The organism is Micromonospora sp. NPDC005194 (genome assembly GCF_040608335.1).
Taxonomy (GTDB): Bacteria; Actinomycetota; Actinomycetes; order Mycobacteriales; family Micromonosporaceae; genus Micromonospora.
On record NZ_JBEXIA010000016.1, the window covers coordinates 49,334 to 66,201 of the forward strand.

General features: G+C 69.4%; 16 protein-coding genes. 6 read left to right on the forward strand and 10 right to left on the reverse strand.

What is annotated here, in order from left to right; translation table 11 throughout:
* Positions 1 to 35 precede the first annotated feature (35 nt).
* Positions 36 to 656 carry a TetR family transcriptional regulator gene (locus tag ABZU53_RS16240; protein WP_354855527.1) on the forward strand — a complete coding sequence of 207 codons (621 nt, stop codon included), beginning with the start codon at positions 36 to 38 and terminating at the stop codon, positions 654 to 656.
* Positions 657 to 777: 121 nt separating this feature from the next.
* Positions 778 to 2,277 (forward strand): FAD-dependent monooxygenase, encoded by a 1,500-nt coding sequence (locus ABZU53_RS16245; protein WP_355066559.1) that lies wholly within the window; start codon positions 778 to 780, stop codon positions 2,275 to 2,277.
* Between the two features lie 145 nt (positions 2,278 to 2,422).
* Here the strand turns inward: ABZU53_RS16245 and ABZU53_RS16250 are convergent, their stop codons facing one another.
* Positions 2,423 to 2,569 (reverse strand): hypothetical protein, encoded by a 147-nt coding sequence (locus ABZU53_RS16250; protein ID WP_272616708.1) that lies wholly within the window; start codon positions 2,567 to 2,569, stop codon positions 2,423 to 2,425.
* A 106-nt stretch (positions 2,570 to 2,675) separates the two neighbouring features.
* Positions 2,676 to 3,059, reverse strand: coding sequence for a hypothetical protein (locus ABZU53_RS16255; RefSeq protein WP_354855533.1), 384 nt, complete (start codon positions 3,057 to 3,059; stop codon positions 2,676 to 2,678).
* Between the two features lie 214 nt (positions 3,060 to 3,273).
* On the opposite strand from ABZU53_RS16255, the gene nhaA reads away from it, so the two are divergent.
* Positions 3,274 to 4,560 carry a Na+/H+ antiporter NhaA gene (gene nhaA, locus ABZU53_RS16260; RefSeq protein ID WP_355066560.1) on the forward strand — a complete coding sequence of 429 codons (1,287 nt, stop codon included), beginning with the start codon at positions 3,274 to 3,276 and terminating at the stop codon, positions 4,558 to 4,560.
* A gap of 72 nt (positions 4,561 to 4,632) precedes the next feature.
* Positions 4,633 to 5,079 (forward strand): CBS domain-containing protein, encoded by a 447-nt coding sequence (locus ABZU53_RS16265; RefSeq protein WP_354855530.1) that lies wholly within the window; start codon positions 4,633 to 4,635, stop codon positions 5,077 to 5,079.
* A gap of 3 nt (positions 5,080 to 5,082) precedes the next feature.
* Here ABZU53_RS16265 and ABZU53_RS16270 read toward each other — a convergent pair whose 3' ends face one another.
* Positions 5,083 to 6,372 (reverse strand): ArsB/NhaD family transporter, encoded by a 1,290-nt coding sequence (locus ABZU53_RS16270; protein ID WP_355066561.1) that lies wholly within the window; start codon positions 6,370 to 6,372, stop codon positions 5,083 to 5,085.
* Positions 6,373 to 6,652: 280 nt separating this feature from the next.
* Between ABZU53_RS16270 and ABZU53_RS16275 the strand changes: the two genes are divergently transcribed.
* Entirely contained in the window at positions 6,653 to 7,180 is a 528-nt protein-coding gene (locus ABZU53_RS16275; RefSeq protein ID WP_355066603.1) for a DM13 domain-containing protein, read from the forward strand.
* Positions 7,181 to 7,309: 129 nt separating this feature from the next.
* Here ABZU53_RS16275 and ABZU53_RS16280 read toward each other — a convergent pair whose 3' ends face one another.
* Together ABZU53_RS16280 and ABZU53_RS16285 are read right to left on the reverse strand one after the other, a co-directional pair.
* Positions 7,310 to 8,743, reverse strand: a complete 1,434-nt coding sequence (locus ABZU53_RS16280; RefSeq protein ID WP_355066562.1) for an RICIN domain-containing protein — start codon at positions 8,741 to 8,743, stop codon at positions 7,310 to 7,312.
* Positions 8,744 to 8,862: 119 nt separating this feature from the next.
* Complete coding sequence (locus ABZU53_RS16285; RefSeq protein WP_355066563.1) at positions 8,863 to 10,302, reverse strand: glycoside hydrolase family 43 protein; 1,440 nt, start codon at positions 10,300 to 10,302, stop codon at positions 8,863 to 8,865.
* 505 nt (positions 10,303 to 10,807) lie between these two features.
* On the opposite strand from ABZU53_RS16285, the gene ABZU53_RS16290 reads away from it, so the two are divergent.
* Positions 10,808 to 12,160, forward strand: coding sequence for a ricin-type beta-trefoil lectin domain protein (locus ABZU53_RS16290; protein ID WP_355066564.1), 1,353 nt, complete (start codon positions 10,808 to 10,810; stop codon positions 12,158 to 12,160).
* 107 nt (positions 12,161 to 12,267) lie between these two features.
* Here ABZU53_RS16290 and iolB read toward each other — a convergent pair whose 3' ends face one another.
* The 5 genes from iolB to ABZU53_RS16315 form a co-directional block, all read right to left on the reverse strand.
* The gene (gene iolB / locus ABZU53_RS16295) at positions 12,268 to 13,092 is read right to left on the reverse strand and encodes a 5-deoxy-glucuronate isomerase (RefSeq protein WP_355066604.1); all 825 of its coding nucleotides are present in this window, start codon (positions 13,090 to 13,092) and stop codon (positions 12,268 to 12,270) included.
* Positions 13,093 to 13,137: 45 nt separating this feature from the next.
* Positions 13,138 to 14,322: a glycoside hydrolase family 88 protein gene (locus ABZU53_RS16300; RefSeq protein WP_354862142.1), complete on the reverse strand. Its 1,185-nt coding sequence runs from the start codon at positions 14,320 to 14,322 to the stop codon at positions 13,138 to 13,140.
* Positions 14,323 to 14,406: 84 nt separating this feature from the next.
* A complete protein-coding gene (locus tag ABZU53_RS16305) occupies positions 14,407 to 15,084 on the reverse strand; it encodes a hypothetical protein (RefSeq protein WP_354862144.1) in 678 nt (225 codons plus the stop codon).
* A gap of 5 nt (positions 15,085 to 15,089) precedes the next feature.
* On the reverse strand, positions 15,090 to 15,986 hold the full coding sequence (locus tag ABZU53_RS16310; RefSeq protein ID WP_355066565.1) for a carbohydrate ABC transporter permease: 897 nt from the start codon (positions 15,984 to 15,986) through the stop codon (positions 15,090 to 15,092).
* Positions 15,986 to 16,849 (reverse strand): sugar ABC transporter permease, encoded by an 864-nt coding sequence (locus tag ABZU53_RS16315; protein ID WP_355066566.1) that lies wholly within the window; start codon positions 16,847 to 16,849, stop codon positions 15,986 to 15,988. Before ABZU53_RS16315 ends, ABZU53_RS16310 begins: the two co-directional genes overlap by 1 nt.
* Between the last annotated feature and the right edge of the window lie 19 nt (positions 16,850 to 16,868).

A 16,868-nucleotide genomic window follows, 5' to 3' on the forward strand; every position in this document is an offset into this window, starting at 1 on the left:
TTTGCGGGGCGCGCAATTAGTGCTAGGGTGGTGGCATGACGGGGTTGCGGGAGCGCAAGAAGGCCGAGACGCGGGCGGCGCTCGGCTGGGCCGCGATCCACCTCACCGCGGAGCGCGGCTACGACAACGTCCGCGTCGAGGACATCGCCGAGGCTGCCGGCGTCTCCCCGCGCACCTTCAACAACTACTTCTCCAGCAAGGCCGAGGCGATCGCCTCCCGCCACCTCGACCGCAGCCTGCGCACCGCCGCCGCGCTGCGCGAACGCCCCGCCGACGAGCCGCTCTGGGCGGCGCTCACCCAGGCCTCGCTGGAGCAGTTCACCCGCGGCCCCGAGGTCGACGCCATGCCGTCTCCCGCGCACGCCCAGTGGGTGGCCGGCGTACGCACCATGCTCGCCGAGCCGGCCCTGCAGGGCGAGCGGCTGCGCGCCGTCGCGATCGCCGAGGCCGAGTTGGCCGCCGCGGTCGCCGAGCGCACGGGCACCGACCTCGCCACCGACATGTATCCGAGGCTCGTCGCGGCCGCCGCCAGCGCCGCGGTCGCCGTCGCCATGCAGCACTATCTCGACAGCCCCGACCCGCCCACCCCGATCGAGCGCCTCATCACCGACGCGTTCACCCAGGTCGCCGCCGGCCTCCCCGCGCCGCCCCGCTGAGGCCCGCCCCTCGCTCACGGCACCACCCCAGCCACTTCTTGTCCGCGTCACACCCCACGGCGGGCCGGTCGCGTTCCGCGCCTGCCGCGGCGATGACGCACACCCCGAAGGGATCACGATCGTGATCGATGTGCTCATCGTCGGAGCCGGCCCCAACGGCCTCATGCTCGCCTGCGAACTCGCTCTGGCCGGCGTCCACCCCGTCGTCCTCGAACGCCACGCCACGCCCGGAGGCGAGCCCCGCGCCAACGGCCTCGTCGGCCAGGTCGTCCGCCTGCTCGACCGGCGCGGCCTCTACGCGCGGCTCAGCGGCGAGAGCACCCCGCCGTCCCCCCAACCAGCCTTCACCTTCGGCGCGTTCCCGCTGGATCTCACGGTGCTCGCGGAGAATCCGCACTACGTGCTCGGCGTGCCGCAGGCCCAGCTGGAGGCCACCCTCGCCGCCCGCGCCGTCGAGCTCGGCGTCGACCTGCGCCGCGGCCACGAGGTCGTCGACCTCCGCCAACGCCCCGACGCGGTCGAGGTTCACCTCGCCGACGGTACGCAGCTCACGTCCCGTTTCCTCGTCGGCGCCGACGGCGGTCGCAGCGCGGTGCGCCGCCTCGCCGGCATCGACTTTCCCGGCGCCACGTTCGACCGGTCGGTCTCCCGCACCGCCACCGTGACCGTCCCCGCGTCATCCCTCGACCCGGAGACCGGCGGGCTGTGCGCCCCCGGCTACGGCGTCGTCCCGCCGTTCCAGCACACCCGCACCCCGCGCGGCATGATCGCCTGGGCGCCCTTCCCCGGCCGCCCGGCGATCCTGAGCACGACGGAGTGGCCCGACGCGCCGACGAGCGACGAGACCCCCATGACCCTGGCGGAGCTACGCGCCAGCGTCGGCCGGGTGCTCGGCGTCGACGTCCCCTTCGGCCCACCCGACGGCCCCGGCCTGCTGCGGCGGCTGACCGGCGGCAACACCCGCATCGCCGCCCGCTACCGCGCCGACCGGGTGCTGCTGGTCGGCGACGCCGCGCACGTGCACCCCGCGATCGGCGGCCCCGGCCTCAACCTGGGCCTGCAGGACGCCGTCAACCTGGGTTGGAAGCTGGCCGCCACGGTGCGCGGGTGGGCGCCGCAGGGCCTGCTCGACACATACGAGACCGAGCGCCGTCCCGTAGCCGAACGGGTCGTCATGTCCACCCAGGCGCAGTCGGCGCTCATCGAGCCCGGCGACGAGATCACCGGCCTGCGGGAACTCTTCGCCGAACTGCTGCGCATCCCGGAGGTGACCGGGCACATCGCGGCGCTGATGTCCGGCGCGGACATCCACTACCCCGCCGACCCCGCCGACCCGTTGGCCGGCCGGTGCGCCCCCGACGTGGTCGTGCACGCCGACCACGCCGCGGTACGCCTCGCCGAGCTGACCCGCACCGCCCGGCCGTTGCTACTGGATTCCACGGGTGTCTACGCCGAGGTGGCCGCGCCCTGGCGAGACCGGGTCGACGTCGCCACCGGCGCGTTGCGGGGCACGACCGCGACCGCGTTGCTCGTACGCCCCGACTGCTTCGTCGCCTGGTCCGCCGGGGATGCGGACACCCTGCGCGCCTCGCTCACCCACCACTTCGGCCTGCCCCGGTGACCGGAAGCGTCTCGTGGACGCCGCTGGCGTCCGTCGCGTCCGTCCATCGACGAGTCCCTGTCGGACCCCGCAAGGTGGGACATGGCCGGGTGCCGGCAACACTGTCGGGTGCTGGTTGCCGGCCACCGACCACACCGACGAAGAATCAGTCGGTGATCACCGGCCAGGCGTAGGCGAGCAGGGCGCAGGCGGCGCCCAGCAGCGCGAACGAGACACCCCGAGTGGGCAGTGGCAGTGCGGCGAGCACGATCAGGATGACCGCGATGACGTAGAGAAATGCCTGGACCGACATGGGACTCTCCTCAATCAGGGAATTGATGGGAACCGACGTTGACCGCCGGGGTGACACCCCGCTCATGCGCGAACGCCGCACGCGCGGGTCGGGCGTGCGGGCTTGATCAGCCGTCCGGCGTGAAGAGCCCCTGAATACCGACGACGATCGCGATGAGACCGAAGATCGCGAGCAACAGGCGGACTCCGGTCGCGCCGTCCGACCGCTCCTCGCGCGACGCCGGCCGACCGGTCAGCCGGCTCCACAACAGGGCGAGCCCCACACCGATCCCCACCACCTCGAAGTGGAACACCCGGGGGCCGGACACCAGGTGGACGATGAGGTGGTAGCCGCCGGTCACGAGCGCCACGAGGCCGACCACCCACGCGATCGGGGCCGCCCGACCGGCGAGGCGGCCCAGGTCGTCACCGACGCGTGGCAACAGCCGCAGCACCGAGACGGCGAGCAGGAAACCACCGACGATGTTGGCGAGGTCGAGCAGCAGAGCCATGATCACGAGGGTCTCCGTCGATCGGATGATCAGCCGGTGGGAGCGTACCCACGGAGCCGGTCGGTTGAAACGAGATCTGGCGGCCGATGGCGCGCCGTCGGCTGTCTGCGGTCGAGGGATCCGCGGCGAAAGGCCCCGGTACGATGGGTTCCGGTGCGCCGGGAAGTCTGGTCGGCAGATGGTTCCGACCCGTCTTTCGAAAGTTGGCCTGCTTGTGACGTCGAACCCTCAGTCGCCTCCTCGTGTTCTCGGCCGTGGTTCCTGGGCTGAGGCACGTCGCATCGCCGACGTACTGCGCAAGGAGACGATCGGCGGCGCGTTGCTGCTGGTCGGTGCCGTCGTGGCGCTGATCTGGGCGAACTCGCCGTGGGCGCACCGCTACCAGGCGATGACGGCGCTCACCGTCGGGCCCCACGCGCTGCACCTTGACCTGTCGCTGGCGACGTGGGCGGCTGACGGGCTGCTGGCGATCTTCTTCTTCGTCGCCGGTCTCGAACTCAAGCGCGAGTTCGTCGCCGGTGATCTGCGTGATCCCCGCCGGGCCGCGGTCCCGGTCGCCGCCGCGGTCGGCGGCGTACTCGTGCCGGCCCTGCTGTACGCGGTGGTGAACTGGGGCGGCGCGGTGAAGGGCTGGGCGGTTCCGACCGCCACCGACATCGCGTTCGCCCTCGCCGTGCTGGCGGTGATCGGCCGGCATCTGCCGAGCGCGCTGCGCACCTTCCTGCTGACCCTGGCGGTGGTGGACGACCTGCTGGCGATCGTCATCATCGCGGTCTTCTACACCGCCCACCTGTCGCTGCTGCCACTGCTGGCCGCGGTGGTGCCGCTGGGCCTGTTCACGCTGCTGGTGCAGCGGCGGGTGCGCTCATGGTGGCTGCTCCTGCCGCTGGCGTTCGCGACCTGGGCGCTGGTGCACGCCTCCGGCGTGCACGCCACCGTCGCCGGGGTGCTGCTCGCCTTCGCCGTCCCGGTGCCGCGCTCCACAGGGGCCGGCCCCGGACCCGGCCTGGCCGAGCACTTCGAGCACCGATTCCGGCCGATCTCCGCCGGTGTTGCGGTGCCGCTGTTCGCGCTGATGGCCGCTGGGGTGGCCGTCGGCGGGCTGGACGGCCTGACGCAGGCGCTCACCGACCCGATCGCCGTGGGCATCATGCTCGGTCTGGTCGTCGGCAAGCCGATCGGCATCCTGCTGGCAACCTGGCTCGTCGCGCGGTTCACCCGGGCCCGACTGGACTCGGGGCTGGCCTGGATCGACGTGGTCGGCCTGGCCGTGCTGTCCGGCATCGGGTTCACCGTCTCGCTGCTGATCGGCGAACTCGCCTTCGGTGTCGGCAGCGACGCCGACGGCCGGGTCAAGATCGCTGTGCTGGGAGGCTCCCTGATTGCCGCCGCGCTCGCCACGGTCATCTTGCGGTTGCGTAATCGCGTGTACCGGCAGATCTACGAGGCCGAGCAGGTCGACCGTGACCATGACGACGTTCCGGACGTCTACCAGAAATAGGTCCACTGCGAGTGGGGGGCTGCCAGGCGGCGTCAGCGCGGTCAACGCGGCGTCCGGGCGTATCGTCGGTGCATGCGCGCGAGCGATGTGGCCATCCCGATGGACACCGTCACCGAGGACATGCCGGCCCGGGAGGCCGCGCGGATCCTGGCGGCGCAGGACCTGCCCGGCCTGATCGTGGTGGACGCCAAGGGCCGCCCGTCGACGGTGCTGGCTGGCACGCAGGTGCTGCGGATGGCACTGCCGTCCTACTGCCAGGACGATCCGGCGCTGGCCCGGGTGATCGACGAGGCCGCTGCCGACGTGATCCTGGAGGGGATAGGCGACCGCACCGTCGCGGACCTGCTGCCCCGCAACCGTCCGGGCCTGCCGGCGGTCAACGCTGACGCCACCCTGCTCGAGGTCGCCTCGGTGATGGCGCGATCGAATGTGCCGCTGGTCGCGGTCGTCGACCACGACCGGGTGATGACCGGCGCGATCACCCTGGACGGGCTGCTCGACCGGATGCTCGGCACCTGAGCGTCAGAAGAATCGCAGCCACAGATACGGCACCGCGATCGCCACCGAGATCACGGTGACGATCAGACCGTACTTGGTGAACCCCCAGAACGTGATCTTGTGCCCGGCACGTTCGGCGATGCCGAGCACCACCACGTTTGCCGAAGCGCCGACGGCGGTGGCGTTGCCGCCGAAGTCAGCCCCGATGGCGAGCGCCCACCACAGCACCTGAGCCTTACCGAGCCCACCTTCGGCGTTCACCAGCTCGCTCACGATCGGGCTCAACGTCGCCACGTACGGGATGTTGTCCACGATCGCCGACAGCCCCGCCGACGCCCACAGCATCAACATGGTGGCTGGCCACAGCTTGCCCCCGACGGCCTCGGTCGCCGACCGGGCGACGCTGTCGATCACTCCGGTGGCGACCAGGGCTCCGACCATGACGAACAGGCCGGCGAAGAACACCAGCGTCGGCCACTCGACGTCCTTGACCACGTCTTCCGTGTCCAGCCGCGACAACGCCAGCAACAGCAGGCCACCGAGCACGGCCACCACCGAGGGCTCCAGGTCCAGCACCGTGTGCAGGCTGAACGCGAGCAGCACCGTGCCGAGCACCACCAGGCTGATCACCACGAGGCGGCGGTCGCGAATCGCGTCCGCCTCTCGCAGCGCCATCACCCGGGCCGCGCGCTCGGCGTCGTAGCGGAACGCCGTGCGTAACATGATCCGACACAGGCCGACGAACACGACGAGCACGATCAGCACCAGCGGGGCCATGACGTTCAGGAAGTCGGTGAAACTCAACCCCGACCGGCTGGCGATGATGATGTTCGGCGGGTCGCCGACCAGGGTTGCCGCGCCACCGATGTTGGACGCCATGACCTCGGCGATCAGAAACGGGATCGGCGGCACGCCGAGCCGCTCGCACACCAGCAGCGTCACCGGCGCCACCAGCAGCACGGTCGTGACATTGTCCAGCGCCGCCGACACCACGGCGGTCACCACCACCAGGATCACCATGATCGGGAACGGACGGCCCCGAGCCTTCTTCGCGCTCCAGATCGCCAAGTACTCGAACAGGCCGGTGCGTTTCAGCACTCCGACGATCAGCATCATCCCCAGCAACAGGAAAATGACGTTCCAGTCGATGCCCGCCTCTTCGGAGAAGAACGCATGCTCGGCATCGGTCGCCCCGATCGCCAACATGATCGACGCGCCGCCCAGGGCCACCGCCACCCGGTTGATCTTCTCGGTTGCGATCAGGACGTAGGCGGCGGCGAACACGGCCACCGCGATCCAGGCCAGGATGCTCATTCGGCGCTTCTCCGGTTCTGGTCAGCCGTTATCGCAACGCCGACCAGGCTTCCCGGCACACCTGAGATCAACCTATCAGCCTGGGCGATCGGCAACGGTGTGGTGTGCCGGCCCGGCCGGCCCGCAACCGCACCGCACCACCTGTTCATCGACGACAACCGACGTTGGCTGGAGTGGGCGACCCGGAGCGTCGTAAGGGTTCCGAAAGGGTTCGCGACCAGTTCGACGGCTGCGGGGGTCGTACGCTGCGGGGGTGGGGAAATGGATCTTCCGGTCGCGAGTGGCCTGGGCCGGTCTCGCCTCCGCTGTCCTCGTGGCGGCTCTGGCCCTCTACTGGTTCCAACCGTGGAAGCTGTTCACCGACACGTACGTCGACGAGGCGGTTCCCCCCGTGGGGACCACGTCGACCGCGCCCACTCCCGCGTCGGCGGCTCCGGCGGCGACACCAGCCGGGAACGCGATCCTGACCGCCGGCGAGTTCGTCACCCATGAGCACCGGACGACCGGCAGTGCCGAGATCCACCGGCTCGCCGACGGGCGCCACCAGCTCGTCATCCGGAACCTGAGTACGTCGAGCGGGCCGGACCTGCGAGTGTGGCTGACCGACCAACCGGTCACCCTCGGCAAGGCCGGGTGGCGGGTGTTCGATGACGGCGAATGGGTCGAACTGGCCAGGCTCAAGGGCAATCAGGGCAACCAGGTGTACGAGATACCGGCATCGGTTGACCCCCGCGACTTCCGGAGCGTCTCCATCTGGTGCAAGCGATTCGCCGTCTCCTTCGGCGCGGCCGACCTCAGGGCCGTCTGACGTCGCCGGGCTGCCCGTTGCGACGCCGGCATAGGCGGCGTCGCAACGGCGCACACCCCCGGCGCCGGTCACCAGCTCGGTACCGGGGGTGCGGGCCACCGTGGATCGGTCGTCGCGGCGAGACGAGCGTCAGACGGCCGTGCGCGACCACTGCTGGTTGGCGCCGGTGTTGCACGGATACTGCTTGAGGATCACGCCGTCCGCCGTCGATGCGGCCGGTACGTCCACGCACTTGCCGCTGTGCCGGGCGCGGAGTTGGAAGTAGCTGCCGTTGGCGACCATCTGGAATTGCTGGTTGGTGCCGGTGCCACAGGTGTACTGGACGAGTTCGGCGCCGTCGGCGGTCGAAGCGCTCACCACATCGAGGCACTTTCCGCTGTGTCGGCTGATGATGCGCCAGTAGCCACTGCCGGCGTCCTGGAACTGCCACTGCTGCCACGCGTTGCCGCCGTACGTGTACTGGCCGACCCGCGCGCCGTTGTCGGTGTTCGGTTGCTGGACGTCCATCGCCTTGCCACTGTGCCGCACGTTGATCCGGTAGAACGTTCCCGTCGTGGGCGGAGGCGTCGTCGGACCACCGTCGATGGTGTCGCCCCAGGCGTACCGGATCCGGTCGGCGCCGGAGGTGTTGCGAACGGTCAGGCTGAGGTTGGTGCCGCTGCCGCCGAGGGCGAACATCGAGTACCAGTCGTATCCGATGGTGCCCGGCTTGCCGCCGAGGGCGGGCCAGTAGGTGCCGCCCATCTGGTTGTCGCGCATGACCTGGGCCATCGCGCGGATGTAGCGCACGAAGTTGTCGGTGCTGCCCGCGTCGGCGTAGTTGCGGCCGTCGTTCATGGGAGCGCCGAACTCGGTCGCGACCGCGCGGGAGGCGCAGTTGCCCAGGCGGGTCTGGATGTGGCTGCGGAAGGCGTCGTAGGTCATCGCGCCGTAGAAGAACGCGTAGTAGTGGAAGGACAGCAGGGTCGAGTTGAAGCGGGTGTCGTTGCAGATGTCGCGCAGATCCTGGCTGAAGCCGGTGCCACCGATGAGCACCCGGCCGGGCACCGCCGAGTAGTGGTAGCTCAGCCAGTTCGCCGCGACGTCGCGCCACTCCGCCGAGCTGTAGCCGTGCGGCTCGTTCATCGGCTCGAAGTAGACGTTGGTGTTCGAGCCGTACGTGTTGGTCACCGTGGACCACATCGCGTTCCACGCGGCGAGGTTCGTGATCCTGCCGCCGGAGGCCGCGCCGTCCTCCCAGTAGGCGAGGATGACTTTGAACCCGCGGGCGGTCGCGGCGTCGATGGCGCCGCGGTACGCCTCCCACCACGCCGTTCCCACCGTGTGGGTGTTGATGGGCAGCCGGACGGTGTTGACCCCCATGGTGGAAGCCATGCTGTCGTAGAGGGCATTGGCCTTGGCCCGCACCGTCGCGTTGCTGTCGGACGAGCTGAGGCCCTGCACGACGAGCGGGCCGGTGCTGAAGTTGTCACCCAACACGGCCCAGTTCATGCCGCGAAACTGGCTGGTGGCGGCGGTGGCCGGCGACGACGTGACGACGACGATGCCAACCAGCGCGGTCATCGCGCTCACCAGAGCGATCAGAAGTCGGCGCAACGACCGGGTGCTCCGCGACGCGTGTCCGTGCGACAGCCTTTTGCGTTTCATGACAGGTCCAATCGGTGTGGGGAGACGGTCGGCGTTCAGGTGGTCACGCGGAAGGTGGCGTCGGCACGGCTCTGCGCATCGGAGAGCGGGTCGAGCCGGAGCAGGTAGTTGTAGTGCCGGATGTAGCGGTCCGGGTGGCTGTATGCCTGGAAGGACGTCCACGAGGAGTTGGCGACGCCGGCGACCTGCCGGAAGGTGGCGTCGGCGGCGAAGGTGGCGGTGCCGTCGTTGGCTTCCAGCCGGAAGTCGAACCCGTAGTGGCGCAGGTAGTAGCCCGGATAGTTGACCGACTGGATGGAGACCGTGCCGGAGCCGGCCAAGCCGGGCACCAGCCGCCACTGACCGTCCTGCGCGGGGCTGACGTTCGGGTCGATGCGGACGTCGTAGTCGTAGTGCCGCACGAACCGGTCCTGGAGGTTGTACGACTGGATCCGGTTGACTGCCGTGGTGGGCCAGCGGGCGAGCACGCGGTTCTGCTCGGCGGCGGTCAGGTTGAGGATCGAACCGTGCCGTTTCCTGGTGCCGCCCATGTCGTACGAGCCGGACGCCGGCAGCCGGAAGCTGGCCGGGCTCGACGGATTGGTGGTCAGGACGGGCAGGTAGCCGCGCCCGCTGGCGTACTGGTCGAGGTAGAGAACCCACTCGTTACGGGCGTTGAACCGCATCCACATCGGGCCCTCGACCTGGGAGCCCGTCAGCCCGATGCCCGACAGGTTCCCGAGGGTCGTCCAGGTGCCGAGGATGGAGTTGCTGCCTTCGAGGGTGATCTGGCCGTCGCGGGAGGCCCGGACGTAACGGTAGGCGCCCGCACCGGCCGGCACCTCGACGATCTGGGTGTCGATGATCTCCTGGCTGCCAGACCGGCTGAGGTAGACCTGCGGCGTGGTGATGCTGCGGAAGTCCGCCGTGCGCGCGTAGTAGATGCGGTGCTTGGTCACCCCGTTGAGCGGGACGTTCGTCGCCCAGTAGAGGACGTAGTCGCCGGTGGCCGGGTTCCAGATCGCCTCCGGAGCCCAGGCGTTGCGTCCGTCCGCGATGGGGCCGGCGACGTTCAGCAGCCACGGCGCGGACCAGGTGACCAGGTCGGTGGACTCCCACACGACGAGGTTGCGGCTGCCGTTGTTGACCGCTGTCGACCAGTCCTGGCCGCAGCCGATGCACAGGTCCGTGGCGATGATCCAGTACCGGTCACCGGCGGGCGAGCGAACCAGAGCGGGGTCGCGGACGCCGCGGGTGCCGACTGTGGATCGCAGCACGAGCCCGCCGTTGTTGAGGTCCGTCCAACGCAGGCCGTCGGCGCTGTGGGCGAGGTAGATCTGTTGACCGGTCGAGGACTCGCCGGTGAAGTGCGCCATCAGGTAACCGACGGCCGGGTCGAGCGCGACCGCTGCCTTCGGCGTCGCCACCGACCAGGTGGTGAAGAGCAGGCACGCGGCGAGCGACACCGCGTAGAGCCGGGCGAGGACTCTCGACATGGGTCCTTCTCCTTCGCGGAGGGGCGGGCGACAACACCCCGAGCCGACCTACATGTGAGCGTTAACAGCTCCGAGGGGACGCGACCCAGGGCCGCGCGGTGGGGAGCGGTGGGTAGCGTGCCGTGCCGGTGTCGCCGGCGAGGCAGACGCCATGTGTCCAGATCATTAAGTACGTGTTGCGGACAAGTGTTAGCGATCGCAACTGGAGTGTCAAGGCATCGAAGATGCTCGTTCGACTTGACCGAACAGAGCGCCCCGAGGGGTGGATCCACCCGGCGGGCCGACGCCGCATCGATCGCGGACGTCATACGTCACATCATTATGCTAGTCTATGTGTTGCGTGGCTCACCGCCGGCCGTCGGTTCGGCGACCAGAACCGGCCGCCGCGGCGTCGGCACGGCCCTCGACGGTCTACGAAGGGCCGCCGCGCGGGTTCCTCGCCGACCGGTGACGCCCCACGCCCACACCACCAATGGAAGTTCGTCCACCACAAGGAGGCGCAGCTGTGCCACTTCGCAAACTCTCCGGCCCCTGGATCGGGGCCGCCATGGCTGTCCTGGTTCTCGTCGCCGTCGGGGCGTACATCATCGTGGCTGGCGGATCGGCGGCCGCCGCCACCACCGCCGGCTGCGGCAAGGCGCCCGGACTGAACAGCGGCACCCACACGATCCAGAGCAGCGGAAAGAGCCGCAGCTTCATCCTTCGGCTGCCCGACAGCTACAACAACACCTATGCCCACCGACTGGCGTTCGGGTTCCACTGGCTGGGTGGCACCGCCGATCAGGTGGCGTCGGGCGGCACCGACGGAGCGGCGTGGGCCTACTACGGCATGCTCTCCCAGTCGAACAACACCACGATCTTCGTTGCCCCGCAGGGCATCAACAACGGCTGGGGCAATTCCAACGGTGAGGATGTGACCTTCACCGACGACATGGTCCGCGTCATCGAGAACGCCCTCTGTGTCGACACGACGCAACTCTTCTCGGTGGGATTCAGCTACGGCGGCGCGATGAGCTACTCGTTGGCGTGTTCCCGGCCCACCGTGTTCCGTGCGGTCGCGGCGATCGCGGCGCCCGGGGCGATCAGCGGCTGCAGCGGCGGCACCCAGCCAGTGGCGTACCTGGGGATCCACGGCGTCAACGACAACATCCCGAACGGACGGGCGCTGCGCGACAGGTTCGTCCGGAACAACGGTTGCGCCGCGCAGAACCCGCCCGAGCCGGCGCCGGGTAGCCGGACCCACATCACCACCGCCTACTCGTGTCCGGCCGGATATCCGGTGGTCTGGGCCGCGTTCGACGGCGGCCACCAGCAAGGTCCGGTGGACGGCTGTGCCGGCTGTGAGAGCGGCGCGCGGAGCTGGGTCAAGCAGGAGGTGTGGAGGTTCTTCACCCAGTTCGGCTCGACCGTGCCGCCCACCACTCCCCCGCCCACCACGCCCCCGCCGTCGAGCCCACCGCCCGGCCAGCAGAACGTGCTGATCGCGGGTAGCCAGTCCGGCCGGTGCATCGACATCCCCAACTCCAGCACCACCAACGGAACCCGCGCGCAACTGTGGGACTGTCACGGTCGCACCAACCAGCGCTGGACCCACACCGCGAGCCGCACCCTGACCGTCTACGGCAACAAGTGCCTCGACGCCAGCGGAGCGGGAAGCAGCAACGGCACCGCGGTCATCATCTGGGACTGCAACGGCCAACCCAACCAGCAGTGGAACCTGAACGCCAACGGCACCATCACCGGAGCCCAGTCGGGGCTCTGCCTCGACGCCGTCAGTTCCGGCACCGCCAATGGGACGCAACTGCACCTCTGGGCCTGCCACGGGGGCGCCAACCAGCAGTGGAGCACGCGCGCCTAGTGCCGCCTCAGGCAACGCTGAGCCTGTCGGAGACGCGCCGCTCGGGTCCTTTCCCGGGCGGCGCGTGGCCGTCCGGCTGTCCGGGTGGCCGAGTGGGGCAGCCATCGCTACAGGCCCACACTGCGCAGGGTCGGTACGGTCTGACCCACCCAGGCGAGCGCGGCGTCCTCGCGGGCGCCCTGGGTGCGTTGTGTGCCGGCCAGGAACCACAGGAAATAGGTGGTGTAGCCGGGCGCGCTGACCACTGTGTGGTACCCCTCGGGCATCATCTGCATCACATGCTCGCGGATGGTGACGTTCTCCTCGTACCCGTCGTCGGTGTAGACCCGGCTGATGCCGAACCCGTCCGCCGGGTTGACGCGGTAGTAGTACATCTCCTCGTGCGCAGCCTCGGCGGGCAGGTCGTCGACCTTGTGCCGGTGTGGCGGGTAGGTGCTCCAGTTACCCGAGGGCGTGTAGGTCTCGCCGACGATGAGCCGGCGGGCGGGCAGGTCCGGTTGCGAGACTTCGGTGAGGATCTGGTGGTAGGTACGGCCGAAGTTGGCCGCTCCCCAGCGGCCTGTCACGACCTGCTCCGGTGCGATGACATAGGGGTCGGTGGTCAGCTCGCTGGGGGCGCTGGGGAGGGCGATCTCCACGGCGGTGACCGCCTCGACGGTCACCGAGGAGCCGGCCGGGATGTAGACCGAGTGCGGCTTGCCGGAGAAAACGTCCGGTCGCTGGCCGACCTGCGGGAAGTGGCGGCCGGCGACGGTGAAGCTGGCCGTGCCACCGAGGATGACGGCCAGGATCTCCCGGTCACCGGACTCGCCGGTCCAGGACTCGCCGGCCGACAGCCGCAGCAGGGTGAAGTCCAGCAGACGGCAGGGATTGAAGGGCAGCGTGTTCCGGCCGTCGACGGCGGGAATCGCGCAGTGGTAGCGGTAGTCCATGGTCACCTTTCGGAGGATGCGGACGGTGCGGGTCGATCGCGGTGGTCACCAGGGGCTGGCCCAGCCAGGGATCGTGGCGCGGGTGAGGGCTTCCAGATAGAAGTAGTCGCCCCACAGCGTTCCCTCGTCGACGCCGATGCCCTTGGGTTTGTCGTAGACGCCGTGCAGGATCAGCGCGTTCGAGACCGGATGGCCACCGGTGGAGTAGTGGACGATGAGCGAGCGCAGGATCTCCGCGGCGGCTGTCCGGTACCGGTCGGCGCTGGCCGTGTCGGTAAGGCCGTCTGCCAGTTCGACCAGGCCGCAGGCGGCGATGGCCGCGGCCGAGCTGTCCCGCTCCTGGCCGCTGCCGTCGCCGAACTCCAGATCCCAGTACGCGACGTGGTCCTCGGGCAGGTGGGCGAGGAATCGGTCGGCGCAGGTCCTCGCGGCGGCAAGCAGCGCCGGGTCGCCGACGTGCCGGTGGTTGAGGCTGAACCCGTAGATGCCCCATGCCTGCCCACGCGCCCAGCAGGAGTGGTCGGAGTGGCCCTGTTCAGTCTCCCCGCGTAGCGGCGCACCGCTGTCCGGGTCCCAGTAGAAGGTGTGGAAGGTGGTGCCGTCCGGACGCAGGATGTGCTGGCGAAGCTGAGCGGTGTGCCGGCGGGCCGCGGCGGCGTAGCGGTCGTCGCCGGTGGTCTGGCTGGCCCAGAAGAGCAGCGGCGTGTTCATGAGGCTGTCGATGATCGTGCGGCCACGTTGGCGGGGGTCGTTCAGGTCGCCCCAGGCCTGGATGATTCCGGCGGGTTCGAGGACGCGCGTCATCAGGTGGTCGGCGGCGGCGAGAGCGGCGCCTCGGGCCCGCGCGTCGCCGGTACGGCGGGCCGCGGTGACGCAGGCGAGGGTGTAGAGGAACCCGAGGTCGTGGGTGTCCAGGTCGATGCCGCGGGTCATCCGGGCCGCGAAACTGTCCACGTGGGAGAGCGCGGCCCGCCGGTGGCGCTCCGCACCGGTCAGATCATGTGCCAGCCAGAGCATCCCGGGCCAGAAGCTGGTGGTCCAGCCGACGTTGGCGCCCTCGGGCTGGCCTCCGCTCGCTGGCCGGAGCGGGTAGCGGTTGGCGGCGGTGGTGTCCGCGGGGTACCGGTCGCCGAAGGTGACGATGTTCGCGTCGACCGTGCGTATCGCGGCGGCCACCGCGGCCGCCGTGGCTTCTGCGTCGGAGCTGGGACGGACGTCGGTCGCCGTCATGGATGCTGTTCTCCCTCGTGGGTACGGTCCGGTGCCGGGCAGGTGCGTTGTCGGCGTCCCGGCTCGGTGGCCGGAACGCGGTGCTCAGGTGCTCTGCGGTGCGGTCGCCGGTGGGTCGAGGGCGGCGCGCAGGGTGAAGCGGCTGTTGGCCCATACGACGTAGAGCAGTGGCGCGGCGGCGAGGCCGAGCGCGATCGCGGGACGGGCCGCCAGGATCTGTGCGAGCAGCACGAGGACGAGGAGAGACACGGCGGTGAGGTACCACCGGCGCACCGCCAGATACACGCAGGCGCGGGCCACCTCACGCAACCGCGCGGTGGGTCGCTCGGCGACGGTCACCAACCCCAGCAACGTGGTAGCGACGGTGAGGACGATCAGGGTCGCCAGCACCGGCAGGGCGAGTGCCCCGACCCGGTGGCCCCACGCGGCGCGGGCGTCGACGGCGAGCACGACCAGGGCAGCCACGGCTGCCGCCGTCCAGAGCATCGCCGGCCGGGCGGTGGCTCGCCAGGCGCGGCCATAGGTGCGCAGCACGCCGCCGGTGTCGCCGGCCGAATAGGCGGACATGACCGCGAAGACCGCACAGAGCCCGGGCGCGCAGAGCGGGGCGGTCAGCGCGTACAGCGGCCAGGAGCGCGCCGCCTCGGTGGTGAACGCGAGCGTCACCAGTGGCAGGCAACCGAGCACCAGCAGCAGGTTGCTGACGAGCGCGACGTAGATCCCGTCGAAGACGGCGGCGATGGTGTTGTGGCGCGAACGCATGGGCCTCAACCCTTCAGTCCGGTCGTGGCGATGCCCTCGATGAAGTAGCGCTGGCCGAGCAGGAAGATGACAGCGACGGGCAGCACCGACAGCACGGAGCCCGTCATGATCAGTGCGTACTCGGCGTTGTACTGGGAGATGAAGGTGTTGAGACCCAACTGGATGGTGCGCAGCTCCGGACTGCGCAGGTAGATGAGCGGGCCGAGGTAGTCGTTCCAGGTGGTCACGAACGTCAGCAGGGCCAGGCTGGCCAGCGCCGGTCGGGACAGCGGCAGCATGATCCGTCGGTAGATGCCGAACTCGCTGAGCCCGTCCACCCGCGCCGACTCGCTCAGCTCCTCGGGGATCGTCTCGTAGAACTGCTTCATCAGGAACACGCCGAACGCGCCGAACGCCTGTAGCGCGACGATCGACCACAGCGTGTTCGACAACTGCAACTTCGACATGAGGATGAACTGCGGAATCATGTACGACTGCCAGGGCACCGCGATCGTCCCGACGTACGCCAGGAAGAGCGCGTTGCGGCCGGGAAAGCGGACCCGGGCGAAGCCGTAGGCGGCGAAACTGCCGGTCACCACCTGGAGGAGGCTGACGACCACCGACAGCAGCAGCGTGTTTCCCAACCAGGTCGTCATGTCCGAGCGCTGCCAGATGTCGAGGTAGTTTCGCCACACCACGGGATCAGGGAGCCAGGTGATCGGGATGGTGAAGACGTCGCTGTTGGTTTTCAACGACGCCACCACCATCCAGTAGAACGGCAGCAGCAGCGCGGCCGCCGCGAGCACGAGGGTGGCGTACCCGACGAGCCGCCAGCCCCGGGACCGGACCGGTCGGCCGGGCGCGCTGCGGTTGCGGGGCGCGGCGACGGCCGGGGTGGGCAGGGAGAGGTCGGTCGCGGTCATCAGCTGTTCCTCCGCTTGTTGACCATGAACTGGATGACCGTGATGCTGAAGCAGATGGTGAACAGGACGATGGAGACCGCCGAGGCGTAGCCGAACTGGTTCTCCTCGAAGCCCTTCTGGTAGATGTACTGCGAGAGCACCAGTGTCGACTGGCCCGGCCCGCCGCCGGTCATCACGAGGATGAGGTCGAAGACCTTGAAACTTTCGATGGTGAGCAGCACTGTGACGAAGAAGGTGGTGTGTCGTAACCCGGGGAGGGTCACGTGCACGAACCGCTGCCACGGTGAGGCGCCGTCGGTCTCGGCCGCTTCGTAGAGCTGGGCCGGGATGGTCTGCAGGCCGGCCAGGAACAGCAGCATGTAGTAACCCATGTACCGCCAGGTGCCGACGATGATGACCGCAGGCATCGACCAGGTCGACGACGTGGTCCAGCCCGGCGCATTGTCCACCCCGACGACACCGAGGAGGGCGTTGATCGGGCCGTACTCCGGGCTGAACAGCTGGTTCCAGACGATCGCGATCGCCACGATCGAGGTGATGTAGGGAAAGAAGGCGACGGTGCGGAAGAACCGTACGCCGCGCAGTTTGCGGTTGAGCAGCAGCGCCAGCCCGAGTGCCGCCGCGAGGGTCAGCGGGATGTGGAAGACCGTGTAGTAGACGGTGTTGCGCAAAGCGGTCCAGAAGCTCGCGTCGCCCCACATTCGCCGGAAGTTGGCGGTGCCGGTCCACTCGGCCACCCCGAAGACGTTCCAGTTGGTGAAGGCCACGTAGAACAGCACGACGACGGGGAGCAGGGTGAGCACGGCGAAGCCGACGAAGTTGGGCAGGATGAACGACCAGCCGGCGACAGTGTTGCGCGACACCAGCCACCGGTTCCTGGGT